Annotated in this window: 15 protein-coding genes; 6 read left to right on the forward strand and 9 right to left on the reverse strand. The window is 62.7% G+C overall.

Annotated elements, in window-relative coordinates; genetic code table 11:
- Positions 1–106: 106 nt before the first annotated feature.
- From MKZ87_RS28000 to MKZ87_RS28015, 4 genes are all read right to left on the reverse strand, one after another.
- Positions 107–1,795, reverse strand: a complete 1,689-nt coding sequence (locus tag MKZ87_RS28000) for an ATP-dependent DNA ligase (RefSeq protein ID WP_234204594.1) — start codon at positions 1,793–1,795, stop codon at positions 107–109.
- A complete protein-coding gene (locus tag MKZ87_RS28005; protein ID WP_085697411.1) occupies positions 1,792–2,826 on the reverse strand; it encodes a ligase-associated DNA damage response exonuclease in 1,035 nt (344 codons plus the stop codon). Before MKZ87_RS28005 ends, MKZ87_RS28000 begins: the two co-directional genes overlap by 4 nt.
- Positions 2,827–3,004: 178 nt before the next feature.
- Positions 3,005–5,455 (reverse strand): penicillin acylase family protein, encoded by a 2,451-nt coding sequence (locus MKZ87_RS28010; protein ID WP_266202195.1) that lies wholly within the window; start codon positions 5,453–5,455, stop codon positions 3,005–3,007.
- A gap of 228 nt (positions 5,456–5,683) precedes the next feature.
- The gene (locus MKZ87_RS28015; protein WP_266202196.1) at positions 5,684–6,328 is read right to left on the reverse strand and encodes a glutathione binding-like protein; all 645 of its coding nucleotides are present in this window, start codon (positions 6,326–6,328) and stop codon (positions 5,684–5,686) included.
- Between the two features lie 147 nt (positions 6,329–6,475).
- On the opposite strand from MKZ87_RS28015, the gene MKZ87_RS28020 reads away from it, so the two are divergent.
- On the forward strand, positions 6,476–7,033 hold the full coding sequence (locus MKZ87_RS28020) for a cysteine hydrolase family protein (protein ID WP_234204599.1): 558 nt from the start codon (positions 6,476–6,478) through the stop codon (positions 7,031–7,033).
- 159 nt (positions 7,034–7,192) lie between these two features.
- Here MKZ87_RS28020 and MKZ87_RS28025 read toward each other — a convergent pair whose 3' ends face one another.
- Genes MKZ87_RS28025 through MKZ87_RS28040 form a run of 4 tightly spaced genes read right to left on the reverse strand, consistent with a single transcriptional unit; the run spans position 7,193 to position 8,897 of the window.
- A complete protein-coding gene (locus MKZ87_RS28025; RefSeq protein WP_003198420.1) occupies positions 7,193–7,396 on the reverse strand; it encodes an SEC-C metal-binding domain-containing protein in 204 nt (67 codons plus the stop codon).
- A 5-nt stretch (positions 7,397–7,401) separates the two neighbouring features.
- Positions 7,402–7,887 (reverse strand): LEA type 2 family protein, encoded by a 486-nt coding sequence (locus tag MKZ87_RS28030; RefSeq protein WP_085697415.1) that lies wholly within the window; start codon positions 7,885–7,887, stop codon positions 7,402–7,404.
- Between the two features lie 31 nt (positions 7,888–7,918).
- Complete coding sequence (locus MKZ87_RS28035; protein WP_085697416.1) at positions 7,919–8,395, reverse strand: YchJ family protein; 477 nt, start codon at positions 8,393–8,395, stop codon at positions 7,919–7,921.
- A 4-nt stretch (positions 8,396–8,399) separates the two neighbouring features.
- A complete protein-coding gene (locus MKZ87_RS28040; RefSeq protein WP_234204601.1) occupies positions 8,400–8,897 on the reverse strand; it encodes a DUF6231 family protein in 498 nt (165 codons plus the stop codon).
- Between the two features lie 199 nt (positions 8,898–9,096).
- On the opposite strand from MKZ87_RS28040, the gene MKZ87_RS28045 reads away from it, so the two are divergent.
- The 4 genes from MKZ87_RS28045 to MKZ87_RS28060 all read left to right on the forward strand — a co-directional run bounded on the left by MKZ87_RS28045 (position 9,097) and on the right by MKZ87_RS28060 (position 11,797).
- Positions 9,097–9,792, forward strand: a complete 696-nt coding sequence (locus tag MKZ87_RS28045) for an OmpA family protein (protein WP_011332779.1) — start codon at positions 9,097–9,099, stop codon at positions 9,790–9,792.
- 90 nt (positions 9,793–9,882) lie between these two features.
- Positions 9,883–10,605 carry an OmpA family protein gene (locus MKZ87_RS28050; RefSeq protein ID WP_266202197.1) on the forward strand — a complete coding sequence of 241 codons (723 nt, stop codon included), beginning with the start codon at positions 9,883–9,885 and terminating at the stop codon, positions 10,603–10,605.
- A gap of 162 nt (positions 10,606–10,767) precedes the next feature.
- Positions 10,768–11,046 carry a DUF1145 domain-containing protein gene (locus MKZ87_RS28055; RefSeq protein WP_085697419.1) on the forward strand — a complete coding sequence of 93 codons (279 nt, stop codon included), beginning with the start codon at positions 10,768–10,770 and terminating at the stop codon, positions 11,044–11,046.
- Entirely contained in the window at positions 11,039–11,797 is a 759-nt protein-coding gene (locus MKZ87_RS28060) for a collagen-like triple helix repeat-containing protein (RefSeq protein WP_085697420.1), read from the forward strand. The genes MKZ87_RS28055 and MKZ87_RS28060 overlap by 8 nt, the downstream gene beginning before the upstream one ends.
- Before the next feature lie 132 nt (positions 11,798–11,929).
- Here the strand turns inward: MKZ87_RS28060 and MKZ87_RS28065 are convergent, their stop codons facing one another.
- Positions 11,930–12,394: a CopD family protein gene (locus MKZ87_RS28065; protein WP_085702638.1), complete on the reverse strand. Its 465-nt coding sequence runs from the start codon at positions 12,392–12,394 to the stop codon at positions 11,930–11,932.
- A gap of 99 nt (positions 12,395–12,493) precedes the next feature.
- Between MKZ87_RS28065 and dinG the strand changes: the two genes are divergently transcribed.
- Positions 12,494–14,638, forward strand: coding sequence for an ATP-dependent DNA helicase DinG (gene dinG, locus MKZ87_RS28070; protein WP_007952008.1), 2,145 nt, complete (start codon positions 12,494–12,496; stop codon positions 14,636–14,638).
- Positions 14,639–14,714 lie beyond the last annotated feature (76 nt).

A 14,714-nucleotide genomic window follows, 5' to 3' on the forward strand; every position in this document is an offset into this window, starting at 1 on the left:
AGCCCGGGACGCTCCGCGTCCCAAAGCGGACGCAGAGCGTCCATTGAGGCATTCCCACGCGGAGCGTGGGAACGATCGGGGTGAGGGGGAGTATCGGGGGAAGGAGTCAGACCAACAGCTCTTGCAAGGTCGCCAGGCTGTCGGCCTCATCCACGGTCTTGTCCTGGCGCCAGCGCAGCATGCGCGGGAAGCGCACGGCGATGCCGCTTTTGTGCCGGCGGGAGAGGGCGATGCCTTCGAAGCCCAGTTCGAACACCAGGCTTGGTGTCACGCTGCTGACCGGACCGAATTTTTCCACGGTGGTCTTGCGCACGATGCTGTCCACTTCGCGCATTTCCGCATCGGTCAGCCCGGAATAGGCCTTGGCGAACGGCACCAGCGCCCGCGCACTGGAACCGGGCGGGCCGTCCCACACCGCAAAGGTGTAATCGCTGTAGAGGCTGGCGCGGCGCCCATGCCCGCGCTGGGCGTAGATCAGCACCGCGTCGACGCTGAACGGATCGACCTTCCATTTCCACCACACGCCCATGTCCTTGGTGCGGCCGACGCCGTACATCGCATCCCGGGCCTTGAGCATCATGCCTTCGACCCCAAGTCGCCTGGAGGCCTCACGCTGGCGGGCGAGATCGAGCCAGTCATCACCCGTCAGGAGCGGCGAAGGCAGCAGCACCGGGTTGTTGCATTTGGCGATGACCTGCTCCAGTTGCTCACGACGTCTGGCCTGGGGCTGGTTGCGCCAGTCTTCGCCCTGCCATTCGAGCAGGTCATAGGCGAGTACCACCACCGGCGCGTCTTCGAGGATTTTGCGGTCCAGCGACTTGCGGCCGATCCGCTGCTGCAACAGCGCGAAGGGTTGCACCGCCGGAGCCTGCGTCGTCTGGGGATCGAACGCGTCTTCGGTGACCGGGCGGTTGTTCTTCCACACCACGATCTCACCATCGATCACTGTGCCGTCAGGCAACCCTTGCACCAGTGTGTCGAGTTCGGGAAAACGTTCGGTGACCAGCTCTTCGCCCCGGGACCAGACCCACAATTTGCCGTCGCGCTTTACCACCTGCGCCCGGATACCATCCCACTTCCACTCCACCTGCCAGTTGCTTGCAGGCCCGAGCAGGGTGTCGAAGGTTTCCACCGGTTGCGCCAGCGCGTGGGCGAGGAAGAACGGGTAGGGCTGGCCTCCGCGCTGGGCGTGTTCATCGCTGGATTCGGGCGCGATCAGTTTCAGGTAGCTGTCAGCGCTCGGCCGGTTGGACAAGTCGGTGTAACCCACCAGCCTTTGCGCCACGCGTTTGCTGTCGAGCCCGGCCATGGAAGCCAGGGCTCGGGTCACCAGCAATTTGGACACGCCAACCCGGAAGCTGCCGGTGATCAGTTTGATGCACAGCATCAGGCTCGGTCGATCCAGTTGCGCCCACAGTGCGGGTAACTGGTGGGCGAGGTATTCCGGGGTTTCACCGCGCAAGGGCAGCAGTTTGGCTTCGATCCATTCGGCGAGGCCGGCCTCGGAGGTGTGCGGGTGTTCCGGCAACACCAGCGAGATGGTTTCCGCCAGATCGCCGACTGCTTGATAGCTCTCCTCGAACAGCCACGGCTCCAGCCCGGACACTTCGACCGCCAGATCCCGCAGGATCCGCACCGGCACCAGTTGCCGAGGCCGCCCGCCGGACAAAAAGTACACCGCCCACGCGGCATCCTGCGGTTGCGCCTGAGCGAAGTAGGTCTGCATGGCCGCCAGTTTGGCGTTGCTGGAGGTGGTGGCGTCGAGTTCGGCGTACAACCCGGCGAAGTCTTTCATGGCTGCACCTCGGCGACGGCGGGCGTGGCGGTGGAATGCTCTTCTTCATCGTCACCGTATTCAGTATTGAAGCCTTGGGCGTCGAGCCCTTTTTCGCGCAGATGGCGCACCAGTACACCAATCGAGCCGTGGGTGACCATGACCCGTTCGGCACCGGTCTGTTCGATGGCCCACAACAGGCCGGGCCAGTCGGCATGATCCGAAAGCACGAACCCGCGATCGACCCCGCGCCGCCGGCGGGTGCCGCGCAGGCGCATCCAGCCGCTGGCGAAGCTGTCGCTGTAATCGCCGAACCGGCGCATCCAGCTGCTGCCGCCGGCCGACGGCGGGGCGATGACCAGCGCCTGGCGCATGATCGGGTCGTTCTTTTTCACGTCGCCGGCGTAGATCGTCGGCGGCAGGTAGACGCCGGCCTCGCGGTAGACCCGGTTCAGCGGCTCGACCGCACCGTGGCTGAGGATCGGCCCGAGGGTTTCGTCGATGCCGTGGAGAATCCGCTGGGCCTTGCCGAACGAATAACAGAACAGCACGCTGGCCTTGCCGGCCTCGATGTTGGCCTGCCACCACTGGTTGATCTCGGCGAATACCTGCGCCTGTGGCTGCCAGCGATAGATCGGCAGGCCGAAAGTCGATTCGGTGATGAAGGTGTGGCAACGCACCGGTTCGAACGGCGCGCAGGTGCCGTCGGGTTCGATCTTGTAGTCGCCGGACGCGACCCAGACTTCGCCGCCGTATTCCAGCCGCACCTGGGCCGAGCCGAGCACATGGCCGGCGGGATGAAAACTCAGGGTGACGCCGTGGTGGGTCAGGCGCTGGCCGTAGTCGAGGGTTTGCAGGTTGATGTCCTGGCCCAGGCGCGCGCGCAAAATCCCTTCGCCAGGGCTGGCGGCCAGGTAATGCTGGTTGCCGCCACGGGCATGATCACCGTGGGCATGGGTGATCACCGAGCGCTCGACGGGCCGCCACGGGTCAATGTAGAAATCCCCGGCGGGACAGTAGAGGCCTTCGGGGCGAGCGATAACAAGGTCCATGGTGTTACCGGAATGGAGGACTTGTTAGCTATGAGGCAGGCGCGAAGTCAGAAGTTCTATCGAGTTTTTTACTGTCACATGATCGGTCCCACGCTCTGCTTGGGAATGCAGCCCGTGACGCTCCGCGTCCCTTGAGGCATTCCCACGCGGAGCGTGGGAATGATCAACTGTGGGGGGATTACTTGCCGGGGGTAAGCGTCAACCGCGTCTTGCCATACACCCGGTCAAAGTTCTGCGGCTGCATCGGCAGGCCGATGTACTGGCCCTTGAGCCACGGATCGATGCCGTTCAGGTAGTTCGGGCTCACCGGATTACCCGATTGCCCCGTCCCGTTCTGCCCCATCAGCGGCTCGCTCTGACCGAAGTCGACGATGAAACGCATCGACGGCGCACGGGTGGTGTTGAAGTCCTGGCCCCAGGCAAACGCCGCCATGTTGAGCGTGGTGTGGTCGCCGCCCGCCGCGATCGGGCCGCGAACAGTCTGGCCGTTGGCATTCTTCCACTCGTAGCGGTGCAGTTTGCCCCACTGCCACGACCGGCGGTCGCCACCCAACTGACTGTCGCCAGCGCTGATCGCAGCCGCCAGACTGCGGGCGAGAATCGCCGGTTTGTCTTCTTTTTGTGGCGTACGGGCGTCGTCCCAGAACGGACTGTCTTCGCGGCCCAGCAAGTGATCGGCCTGTGCGGCGTAGGACAGATCGCCGTTGGCGATAAACGCTTTCCACGCCGGACTGTTTTGCGGGCCGAGTTCGTCGAGGAAAATCTGCTTCATGCTTTCCTGCAGGAACAGCTCGTAAATCGCCGCATCGGCGGAAGTCGGGCTGAGCTTGCCGTCGAACGCCATCAGACGGGTGTAAGCCTCGCGGGCCTTGCTGCGCTCGGCGTCCGGCAGCGCGTCGATCGCCTGTTTCAGCGGCTGCGCCATGCCCGGTGCTTCGAACATTTTCTTCAGCTTGGCAGCGAAGGTGGTGGTCTGGTCGTACTGCATGGCGATCACGCTGCGACCGTCGTGTTTGCCGCTGCCGGCCAGTTCAGCCAGGCGCTCGCCACGTTCCGGCGCCGCCCAGGAATTGGACAGTTGCATGCCGTAGCCATGGGGAATGACCCGCTGGTTGGCGGTGCCGAGCCAGCCCTGGGCCGGATCCTGATCGTAGGGATGCAGCATCGGGTCGGCGTAGCCGTCCCAGTCGAAGCGACCTTCCCAGCCCGGCGACGGCAGCAGGCCTTCGCCCTCACGGCGGTTCGGGAAACGTCCGGTGACTTGCCAGCCAATGTTGCTGGCGTCGGCAAACACCAGATTCAACGCGATGGCGCGGATTTCCCGGCTGGCGTCCGAGGCGCGTTCAACGTTCTGGGCGCGGCTCAGATCGAAAAACGCATCGAGGGATTTGTCGTCGGTGAAGCTCGGCGTCTGCAGGGCCAGGCCGAAACCTGCGCCCTGCGCGGCGGCTTGAACACTGTTGAGCAGCGCGCCATGGCGGGTTTCGTACACCGCTTCGCGAATTGGCCGCTGGCCTTTGACGAAATAGGTTTCGTTGCGCACGGCGACCGGTTGCCACTTGCCGTTGACCTCGTAGGACAGCGTGCTGCCCTGACGACGGATTTTTTCCAGGAACAGGTCCTGGTTATCGCCGAGCACGCTGGTCAGGCTCCACGCCACCTTGCCGTTGAAGCCGCCGAGCACCATGGGCAGACCCGCCACGGTCACACCGGCGGCCTGGTATTTCGGTGCGCGGATCTGCACGAAACTCCACAGCGACGGCGCGGCCAGCGGGCCATGGCTGTCGCTGGCCAGCAGGCTCTTGCCGCTGCGACTGCGTTGCGGGGCGATGGCCCAGTTGTTCGACGACTGAGTGCCCAGCAGGTTGATGGCGGCCAGTTGTTCGCTGGCGTTGCTCAGTTCCGTCAGCCCCGGAATCTGCCCGTTGAGCTTGATGCCTTGCAGCTTGTCGGCCTCGGCCAGCGGCAGGTTTTCGTCAGGGGCGGACGGCGTCAGCCACGCCAGTTTGTCGTTGGTCACCGTCTGCGCCAGCACCAGCGAAGCGATTTCTTCCGGTAGGTTGGCCGACTGGCTGAAATTCAGCAGGCAGAAGATCAGCGCCGAATCTTCCGGTTTCCAGTACTCGGGCTTGTAGCCGCTGGATGCCAGATCCCCCGGCAGTTTGTCGGCGTAGCGGAACAGGTAGGCGTTGACGCCCCGGGCATAGACTTCGAAGAAGCGCTTGAGCCGTGGCGACGAGGCCTTGTACAGCTCGCCGGCGCTTTTCTTCAGGTTGACGGCGCGCATGTAGCGGTCGGCGTCGAGCATCGACGAACCGGACATTTCCGCCAGACGGCCCTGGGCCAGCAGGCGCAGGGTGACCATCTGATTGATCCGGTCGCTGGCATGCACGTAGCCGAGGGCGAAGAGTGCGTCGTGGAAGCTGTTGCTTTCGATCAGCGGCATGCCCATGGCATTGCGGCGTACCGAAACGTTCTGCGCCAGGCCCTTGAGCGGCTGCACACCGGAGGTCGGCGGGAGGGTGTCCTGGGCGTTCCAGGTCTGACAACCGGTCAGGCTCAGAACACCGGCCACTGCTGCGGCAACGCCGAACCGGGGAAGAAAATGTGAAAGGGCTGGCGAGGCCATGGCAAAGCTCCTGCGGGGGTGTAGAGGCTGGGGGCGCAATAAAGCCGCTACGTTAGTGAGCAGGTGGGGGCCGCGCAAGCGGGGCGAGCGGTTATTTGTTCCCGCTCATGCAGATCGTTCCCACGTCGAGGCGCCGAACCGTCTGCGCGGGAATGCAGTCCGGGCCGCTCTGCGGCCCATTTCCACGCGGACGATTCGACGCCTCTGCATGGGAACGATCAAGACAGGTCAGGACTTTGGCGGATTGATCTTCTGCACCAGCGCATACGCCTTCACGGTCGCCGGGCGATCCTTGATGTGGTTGAACCAGCGCTGCACGTTCGGGAAGTTTTCCAGGTTCTGGCTCTGCCACTTGTGCGAAACGATCCACGGGTAGATCGCCATGTCGGCGATGCTGTATTCGCTGCCGGCGACGAACTCATTGTTCGCCAGTTGCTTGTCCAGAACCCCGTACAGGCGCGCGGTTTCGTCGATGTAGCGCTTGATCGCGTAGGGGATTTTTTCCGGGGCGAACTGGCTGAAATGATGGTTCTGCCCGGCCATCGGCCCCAAGCCGCCCATTTGCCAGAACAGCCATTGCAGCGCCACCTGGCGGCCACGCAGATCCTTGGGCAGGAACTTGCCGGTCTTTTCCGCGAGGTACAGCAGGATCGCCCCGGACTCGAACAGCGACAACGGTTCGCCGCCATCGGCCGGCTCATGATCGACGATGGCCGGGATGCGGTTGTTCGGCGAGATTTTCAGAAAGTGCGGCTGGAACTGCTCGCCCTGGCTGATGTTGATCGGGTGCACGTCGTAGCGCAGGCCGGCCTCTTCGAGGAACAGGGAAATCTTGTGGCCGTTGGGCGTGGTCCAGTAATACAGGTCGATCATGGAAAACTCCAAATCAGGAAAATGACTTACGTGCGGACAGCAAACGCCGGCTTCAGGTTGTCCTGTGTGCGTTTGATAGCTTGCTTACTCACAGGAGGTGATGCTCAAGTACGGGAAATTCAATGACCCTGCGTGAGAAAAATCGCCATGGAGCTCAAGGCCAACGCTGCACTTATCATCATCGACCAGCAAAAAGGCATTCTGGAACCGCGTCTGGGGCGGCGGAACAATCCGTCGGCCGAAGAGCGGATCCTCGATTTGCTGGGCTTCTGGCGGCGCAGCGGGCGGCCGGTGATTCATGTACAGCACCTGTCGCGCTCGCCGCAATCAGTGTTCTGGCCAGAGCAGTCAGGGGTGGAATTTCAGGACCGGTTCTTGCCGCAGGACGGCGAATGGCTGATCCGGAAACAGGTACCGGATGCGTTTTGTGCGACGGGGCTCGAGGCGAAGCTGCGTGAGGCGGGGATCGGGCAGTTGATCATTGTCGGCGTGGCGACGAACAACTCGGTGGAGTCCACGGCACGCACGGCGGGCAATCTGGGGTTCGAGGCGTGGGTGGCGGAGGATGCGTGCTTTACCTTCGACAAGGCTGACTATTTCGGCACGTGGCGTTCGGCGCAAGAGGTGCATGCCATGTCGCTGGGGAATCTGCACGGGGAGTATGCGACGGTGGTTGGCAGTGCGGAGATTCTTGCGGCCCGATAGGGCTTTGCTGAATGTGCCGCCGCCATCGCCGGCAAGTCGAATCGTCGCACCGCAGCTCCCACATTCGACCGAGTTGCTCCTGACGGAACGCGATCCCTGTGGGAGCGAGCTTGCTCGCGAAAGCGGTGTGTCAGGCGAAGTCGGTCTTCGCCCGAAGCATCAAGCGCCGTGGCACTTCTTGAACTTCTTGCCGTTGCCGCATGGGCAAGGGTCGTTGCGGCCAACGTCTTTCAGGGCATTGCGCACCGGTTCCTGGTGGGCGTGGCCGCAGTTCGGGCCGTGGACATGGCCATGGTCGTGATCATGGTGGTGGTCATGATCGTGGTTGCAGTCAGGGCCATGGACATGAGGTTGCTGGGTCATCGGGGTCACTCCGTAATCAAATCGGCGGGGATTATCACGCCATTGCGCGCCAGGTGCACGTAGTGAGCGATGAATAAACCGGTTTCCATCTCGCCTTCCAGCCGATAGGGAATCTGCTGGTTCGGGTTTTTCAGCATTTTCACCACCTCTTTGACCTTCGGCCACAGGTTGGTACGGATCGGCACGTTGTAGAACGCGCTGCTTTTGGGGTTCACCGTGATCCAGTGTTCGTGCTCGCCTTCGGCCAGCAGCATGTCGGCCAGGTGTATGCGGTATTCCAGGCCGCGCACGGTCAGGTCGCTGTCGTTGGGGTTGTCGATGCGAAAGTGCAGGATGAATTTCTGTTCCAGCAACCTGGCGCGTACTACTTCGACTTTCACCAGGTGCACGGCGGGATCGCGGGAGTCGTCGCTGAACCAGGACGCACAGCCGCCGAGCCCCAGAAACACGAGCAGTGAAAGGACCTGAAATGTGCGCCAATGACCGAGCATGGTTTAACTCCCTTTGCGGCCCAGTCTAGCCTCAGCTGCCGAAATACCCCGCACAGCATTTCTTGAACTTCTGGCCGCTGGCGCACGGGCAGGCGTCATTGCGGCCCAGCTTCAGTTGCACGGTCGGGTCGATGAAATACCAGCGCCCGCTGTTCTGCACGAACGACGAGCGTTCGCGGTGGCTGTGCTCGCCCTGACCGTCATGCCAGCGCGCAGTGAACGTGACGAACGCGTGTTCCGGCTGGCCGCCGAACACTTCCGAGCTTTCCACGTCCAGACCGAGCCAGGTGCTCTGGGCGCTCCAGTTGCTGATCGACTGGCGATCCAGCCCCGCTTGCTGGGCGGGCAGGGTGGTGGCCACCAGATAATCGACCAGACCCAGCACGTAGGCGCTGTAGCGCGAACGCATCAGGGCTTCGGCGCACGGGGCCGGGTGGCCGGCGTGATAAGGACCGCAGCAGGCATCCAGCAGGTTGCCGCTGCCGCAAGGGCAAATGGCTGTACTCATTGCATTACCACCAGTATTTCCCGAAGTTTTCCGGATTGGCCCAGAACCGCGAATTGAGCCAGTCGGGGACTTGTTTGTAGTCAAGCAGATCGTAGGTGAAGAGGGTCAGCACCTGTTCGTCCCGGGCGAAGCGTTCGCTGGCCTGCAGGGCCAGGGAATAAAAATCGGTCTCCTGCCAGCCGCTGGCCGGCAGATCCGCCAGCACCGCGATGCGGCTGGCGTTGAGGTTGCGGATCCCGCCCAAAAGATTGAGGCCGTCGCGCTTGGGCAAATGTTCCAGGCAATCGACCACCAGCGCCAGGTCGAAACGGCGCGCCGCCAGTTCGGCCGGCAACGCACCGGGCGCGGCGTGCGCGACGCAGGTCTGCGGGTGCGCCTGCTTAAAGGCAGCCAGCGCCGGGAATTCGCTGGCGCCGATCAGCAGCAGGCGTGCCGGGGCGTAGCGGTCGAGCAGGGTGGCCAACGCCTGCTGCGGGGTGCGGGAAGAAATGGCAACGTTCATCGAAGGTCCTCAATCAGAGCGCCAAGACTAGCCTGCCCGGACGCCAAGGCCTAGATCTCTGGCCTGCGGGTTTGCGGCAAATTCGCCGAAGTCCCGTGAACAGGCGCACAAACGGCAATGGCCTATTGCTGGCGGAGATTAAAACTCCGGTCTTTACTCCCTGAATCGGTTCTAAGCCGATCCCTCAGGAGAAAACTAGATGAGCATAGTTCGGACAGCATTACCCTTGGTTCTGCTAACCAGTGTGTTGACTGGTTGTGCAGGTTTGCAGAAAACCGACTGGCCGACCTGTGCGGCAGTCGGCGGTGTCGTCGGTGCGGGCCTCGGTGCGACCGAAAGCTCCGCATGGGCGGGGTATGGCGCGTTACTCGTCGGCGGTACGGCAGCAGCCTATTGCTGGGTTCACGGTGATGGCGATGAAGACGGCGATGGTGTGCCGGACAGTCGCGACAAGTGCCCGGGCACGCCTAAAGGCGTACAGGTCGATGCTGACGGCTGCCCTCCACCAGCCCCTGCGCCAGTGGTCGAAGAAGCTGTAGTGGTCAAGGAAGAAACCATTGTCATCCGCGATGTTCACTTCCAGTTCGACAAGGCCACGCTGACTCCGGCCGACAAACTGGTCCTGGATAAAGTCGCTTCGCGCCTGAAACAGGAATCCAGCACGGCGCAACTGACCGTGACCGGCCACACCGACAGCGTCGGCAGCGATGCCTACAACCAGAAACTGTCGGACCGCCGTGCGCACTCGGTGGTCAAGTACCTGGTCGAAAGCGGCGTACCGCAAAGCAGCTTCGTGTCGGTGACCGGTGCCGGTGAAAGCCAGCCGGTGGCAGACAACAAAACTGCCGACGGTCGCGCGTTGAACCGTCGTACCGAAATCAAAATCAACCGCTAGCCCCCCTCGCATCCGCGGCTTGTGCAGTCGCGGATGCGGGTCTTTACTCCTGTGTAACCGGTATGGGCCGGTGACACAGGAGCTTTAACGATGAGTGTTCTTACAAGGTCCGTCTTGCCGGTTCTGCTGCTGGGCAGCCTGTTGACCGGTTGCGCCACCCACAGCGATGGCACCGCTCCCCTCAATCAACGTACCTGGCCGATCTGCAGCCTTATTGGCGGACTGGTCGGCGGCGGTCTCGGCGCGCTCGAAAATAGCGGCTGGGCCGGCGGTGGCGCTGCGCTGGGGATCCTCACTGGCGGATTGATCTGTTACGCCCAGGATGGCGATGAAGACGACGACGGCGTATTCGATCGCCGCGACCGTTGCCCCGACACCCCGGCCAACACTCCGGTCGATCATCGTGGCTGTCCGTTGCCGCAATACCCGGTCACCGAGAAACCGGCCGAACCGGCCCCGCAAACCGAAGTCATCACCCTCAACGACGCCGGCAACGTGTTGTTCGATTTCGATAAGTCCGATTTGAAACCCGCTGCCAGAAGCCAGCTGGACACGTTGATGGACAAACTGTGCAATGCCGATGTGGTGAGCATCAAAGTCATCGGCCACACCGACAGCAAAGGTTCGGATGCTTATAACCAGGCGCTTTCGGAACGTCGAGCCAGCAGCGTGGCGGAATATTTGCTGAGCCAGGGCCTGGCGCCGAACAAACTCACCAGTGAAGGGCGCGGCGAGAGCGAACCGGTCGCCGATAACAATACTGATGAGGGGCGTGCGCAGAACCGTCGGGTGGAACTGCACATCAATCGTTAGATAACGTCTGTAGTCTGCAGGCTAGAGCTGTCGGTCGATGAATCTCGTCGAACCGGCAGCCATCCGGCGACGGACCGGTTTTTTTCATTTTCCCCTCTGGCTTATCCCCTGCAGAAGCCGTTACTGTGCGCCCAAAGAATAATTCGCAACACGGGGGAGCGTATGAAGGTGTTCTGTGGGCTGGGGCGATTGTTGACCCTGCTGTTCTGCTGCGTTGTGCTGGCCAATCAGCTGGTGCCGTTTGTTCATCCGCTGCACCTGATGGTCAATCTGGCCGCCGGTCTGCTGCTGGCGATCCACCTACTCGAAGTGCTGCTGTGCAATCGCAGCCTCAAGGGCCGTCCGCACCCCTGGCGTGATCGTGGCCGCATCCTGTTGTTCGGCGTATTCCACCTGCAAACCATCCCGGCCCCGGCCGCTCCGGAGGCTTCCCATGCGTAAACTCTGCCTGCTCGCTGCATTCATCAGTCCCCTGGCCTGCGCCCAGGTGGTCAGCGTCGAAACCAACTCCCTCATGCGTCTGCCGAACACCGCCAGCACCTTGCAGCTGGAAAAACTGGTGGTCGCCGATTACGGCACCTTGCTGATTCCTTCGAACGTGACCGAACTGAATGTCGGTGAATTGCAGCTGGGCCACGAAGCACGCATCGCCATCGTGCCGAGCGAACAGGCGCTGGATATGAAAGTCATCCGCGCCGAACTCGCCGAAGGCAGCCAGATCACCGCCCGTGGCGCGCCGGGGACGTACGAAAAAGCCGCCCGCGCCGGGCGCAATCTGAATCTGCAATTCAAAGCGTTGAATGCGCCGAAACTGGTGGTCGATGCCCGTGGCGGTACCGGTGCGCCGGGTTTTGTCGGGCTCGATGGCGCCAACGGTCAGGAGCCGGGTTGCACCTGGGGTCAGGCAGGGCGCGGTTTTGATGGCAGCAACGGTAGCGACGGTCAGCCAGGGGCGCCGGGCGCACTGGTGCGTCTTGAAGTGCCGCGGGAATTTCCGGCCGAGCTGATCAAGGTCGAAGTCGCCGGCGGTGCCGGTGGTCCGGCCGGTCCTGGGGGCAAGCCGGGTGCGGGTGGCAAGTCCAAGGGCTGTCTGGTCTATCGTGCCGATGGTGGCAAGAGCGGCAAACCGGGGGCCGACGGACAGCCGGGGCCTGCGGGGGCGGCGGGGTCTGTCACCGTACAGCGCCTCTGACCGATTGATCGTTCCCACGCTCTGCGTGGGAATGCCTCAAGGGACGCTCCGCGTCCAGTGACGCGGAGCGTCACGGGCTGCATTCCCACGCAGACGGTTCGACGCCTCGACGTGGGAACGACCAGCATCACTTCAGAACGACGGTCGCGCTGCGGCAATCGCCACCAGCACCATCCCGACCAGCAGATTGAACCCCACCACCTTGCGAATCCGCCCCAGCACTGCCGCACCGGCCGGCCAATCCTTCGCCTGCACCGCCGTGCGCAGTTCCGGCAGCATCAATGCCTGAATGCGGATGAACAGCGCAGTCATCACCACATACAACCCCATCATCACTTGCACGTAACGCGGCGCGCTATCGAAGGCGATGTGTTGCAGATGCAACATGCCTACTCCGGTCACCGGCAGCAAAATCACCGCCCCCCACACCCAACGAAAAAAACCTTGAAACACTTCCACCCAGAGCGTCAGGCGCCCGGGACCGTCCAGCGCCTTCATCGCCGCAGGACGCAGCACCATCCAGGCGAAAAACATACCGCCGACCCACACCAGCGCGGCCAGTACATGGATGGGGTAAACGAGGCTAAAAGGTGTCATTGGGGTACTCCGTTCTGCGCGGGATCGATTCGCGGGGTATGATAGCCCCCCATTCGAACCACTGAAAATTTATCCAGCGTTTTTTGCGCCCGACACTCAATGATCAGCACTGAACTCAAAACCACGATCCAGGGCGCCTACTCGCGTTTTCTAGAGGCCAAGAGCCTCAAGCCGCGTTACGGCCAGCGCCTGATGATCGCTGAAGTCGCCAAGGTCCTCGGGGATATCGACACCGATGACGAAGGCCGGCGCAGTGGCGACCCCGCGATTGTCGCGGTGGAAGCCGGCACCGGTACCGGCAAGACCGTGGCCTACAGCCTGGCGGCGATCCCGACGGCGAAGCTGGCCGGCAAACGCCTGGTGATCGCCACCGCCACCGTCGCCCTGCAAGAGCAGATCGTCTACAAGGACTTGCCCGACCTGATGCGCAACAGCGGGCTGAACTTCAGCTTCGCCCTGGCCAAGGGCCGTGGCCGCTACATGTGCCTGTCCAAGCTCGACATGCTGTTGCAGGAAGGCCATGCCCAGACCGCCACCGCCCAGTTGTTCGAAGAAGAAGGCTTCAAGATCGAGGTCGATGAGGCCAGCCAGAAGCTGTTCACCAGCATGATCGAGAAGCTCGCCGGCAATAAATGGGACGGCGACCGCGACAGCTGGCCCAACGCGCTGGAAGACGCCGATTGGGCGCGCCTGACCACCGATCACAGCCAGTGCACCAACCGGCATTGCCCGAACTTCGGCCAGTGCGCCTTCTACAAGGCCCGCGAAGGCATGGGCAAAGTCGACGTGATCGTCACCAACCACGACATGGTGCTGGCCGACCTGGCGCTGGGCGGCGGGGCGGTATTGCCCGATCCGCGCGACACCATTTATGTGTTCGACGAAGGCCATCACCTGCCGGACAAGGCCATCGGCCACTTCGCCCATTACACGCGCCTGCGTTCCACCGCCGACTGGCTGGAAACCACCGCCAAGAACCTCACCAAACTGCTGGCCCAGCACCCGCTGCCGGGTGACCTCGGCAAGCTGATCGAGCAGGTGCCGGAGCTGGCGCGGGAGATCAAGACCCAGCAGCAGTTCATGTTCACCGCCTGCGAACAGATTGCCGATTTCAAGCCCGGCGAAGACGTTGAGGGCCGCGAACGCCCGCGTCATCGCTTCATCGGCGGGGTGATTCCCGAACACATGCGCGAGATGGGCATCGAGCTGAAAAAAGGCTTCGCCCGCCTCAACGATCTGTTCACCCGCCTGACGGATCTGCTCAAGGAAGGCATGGACGGCGAGGTCAACATCGGCATCGCCAGCAATCAGGCCGAAGAATGGTATCCACTGTTCGGCAGCCTGTTGTCCCGTGCCTCCGGCAACTGGGAACTGTGGACCGCATTCACCGCCGAAGACCCGGAAGACAACCCGCCGATGGCCCGCTGGCTGACCCTGGCCGAAAGCGGTTCGCTGTTCGATATCGAGGTCAACGCCAGCCCGATCCTCGCCGCCGAAACCCTGCGCCGCAGTCTGTGGAACGTGGCCTACGGCTGCCTGGTGACTTCCGCGACCTTGACCGCGCTCGGCACGTTCGATCGCTTCCGCATGCGCGCCGGCCTGCCGAAAAAAGCCGTCACCGCCGTGGTGCCGAGCCCGTTCCATCATGCCGACGCCGGAGTGTTGCGGGTGCCGGACCTCAAGGCCGACCCGCGCGATGCGGCCGCCCACACCGCCGCGATCATCCGCGATCTGCCGGAACTGGTGGAAGGCTCTCGCGGCAGTCTGGTGTTGTTCTCGTCGCGCAAACAAATGCAGGACGTGTTCGACGGCCTTGACCGCGACTGGCGCAAGCAAGTGTTCATTCAGGGCAACCTGTCGAAGCAGGAAACCCTGAACAAGCACAAGGCGCGGGTCGATGGCGGCGATTCCAGCGTGCTGTTCGGTCTTGCCAGTTTCGCCGAGGGTGTGGACTTGCCAGGGGCCTATTGCGAGCACGTAGTGATTGCCAAGATCCCGTTTTCGGTGCCGGACGATCCGGTCGAAGCCGCGTTGTCTGAATGGATCGAAGCCCGGGGCGGCAATCCGTTCATGGAAATCTCGGTGCCCGACGCCTCGCTGAAGCTGGTTCAGGCCTGCGGTCGTCTGCTGCGCACCGAAGAAGACCGCGGCACCATCACTTTGCTGGATCGGCGACTGGTCACCCAGCGCTACGGCAAGGCGATCCTCAATGCGTTGCCTCCTTTCCGTCGTGAAATATCCTGAGACATCGGTGGGCAGTTTTGCCCGCCGCGCTGTCTATCTCTCTGTCATTGCTTTTCCATTGGCCCTTGTGGGTCGT

This window comes from Pseudomonas sp. MCal1, assembly GCF_026341415.1.
Classification (GTDB): Bacteria; Pseudomonadota; Gammaproteobacteria; order Pseudomonadales; family Pseudomonadaceae; genus Aquipseudomonas.

What these genes read in the sequence shown, in the direction of transcription:
- MKZ87_RS28020 (WP_234204599.1), top strand. Translation starts at nt 6,476, where the DNA reads ATGGAGCTCAAGGCCAACGCTGCACTTATCATCATCGACCAGCAAAAA.
- MKZ87_RS28060 (WP_085697420.1), top strand. Translation starts at nt 11,039, where the DNA reads ATGCGTAAACTCTGCCTGCTCGCTGCATTCATCAGTCCCCTGGCCTGC.
- MKZ87_RS28040 (WP_234204601.1), bottom strand. Translation starts at nt 8,897, where the DNA reads ATGAACGTTGCCATTTCTTCCCGCACCCCGCAGCAGGCGTTGGCCACC.
- MKZ87_RS28025 (WP_003198420.1), bottom strand. Translation starts at nt 7,396, where the DNA reads ATGACCCAGCAACCTCATGTCCATGGCCCTGACTGCAACCACGATCAT.
- MKZ87_RS28035 (WP_085697416.1), bottom strand. Translation starts at nt 8,395, where the DNA reads ATGAGTACAGCCATTTGCCCTTGCGGCAGCGGCAACCTGCTGGATGCC.
- MKZ87_RS28005 (WP_085697411.1), bottom strand. Translation starts at nt 2,826, where the DNA reads ATGGACCTTGTTATCGCTCGCCCCGAAGGCCTCTACTGTCCCGCCGGG.
- MKZ87_RS28030 (WP_085697415.1), bottom strand. Translation starts at nt 7,887, where the DNA reads ATGCTCGGTCATTGGCGCACATTTCAGGTCCTTTCACTGCTCGTGTTT.
- MKZ87_RS28050 (WP_266202197.1), top strand. Translation starts at nt 9,883, where the DNA reads ATGAGTGTTCTTACAAGGTCCGTCTTGCCGGTTCTGCTGCTGGGCAGC.
- MKZ87_RS28045 (WP_011332779.1), top strand. Translation starts at nt 9,097, where the DNA reads ATGAGCATAGTTCGGACAGCATTACCCTTGGTTCTGCTAACCAGTGTG.
- MKZ87_RS28015 (WP_266202196.1), bottom strand. Translation starts at nt 6,328, where the DNA reads ATGATCGACCTGTATTACTGGACCACGCCCAACGGCCACAAGATTTCC.
- MKZ87_RS28065 (WP_085702638.1), bottom strand. Translation starts at nt 12,394, where the DNA reads ATGACACCTTTTAGCCTCGTTTACCCCATCCATGTACTGGCCGCGCTG.
- dinG (WP_007952008.1), top strand. Translation starts at nt 12,494, where the DNA reads ATGATCAGCACTGAACTCAAAACCACGATCCAGGGCGCCTACTCGCGT.
- MKZ87_RS28010 (WP_266202195.1), bottom strand. Translation starts at nt 5,455, where the DNA reads ATGGCCTCGCCAGCCCTTTCACATTTTCTTCCCCGGTTCGGCGTTGCC.
- MKZ87_RS28000 (WP_234204594.1), bottom strand. Translation starts at nt 1,795, where the DNA reads ATGAAAGACTTCGCCGGGTTGTACGCCGAACTCGACGCCACCACCTCC.
- MKZ87_RS28055 (WP_085697419.1), top strand. Translation starts at nt 10,768, where the DNA reads ATGAAGGTGTTCTGTGGGCTGGGGCGATTGTTGACCCTGCTGTTCTGC.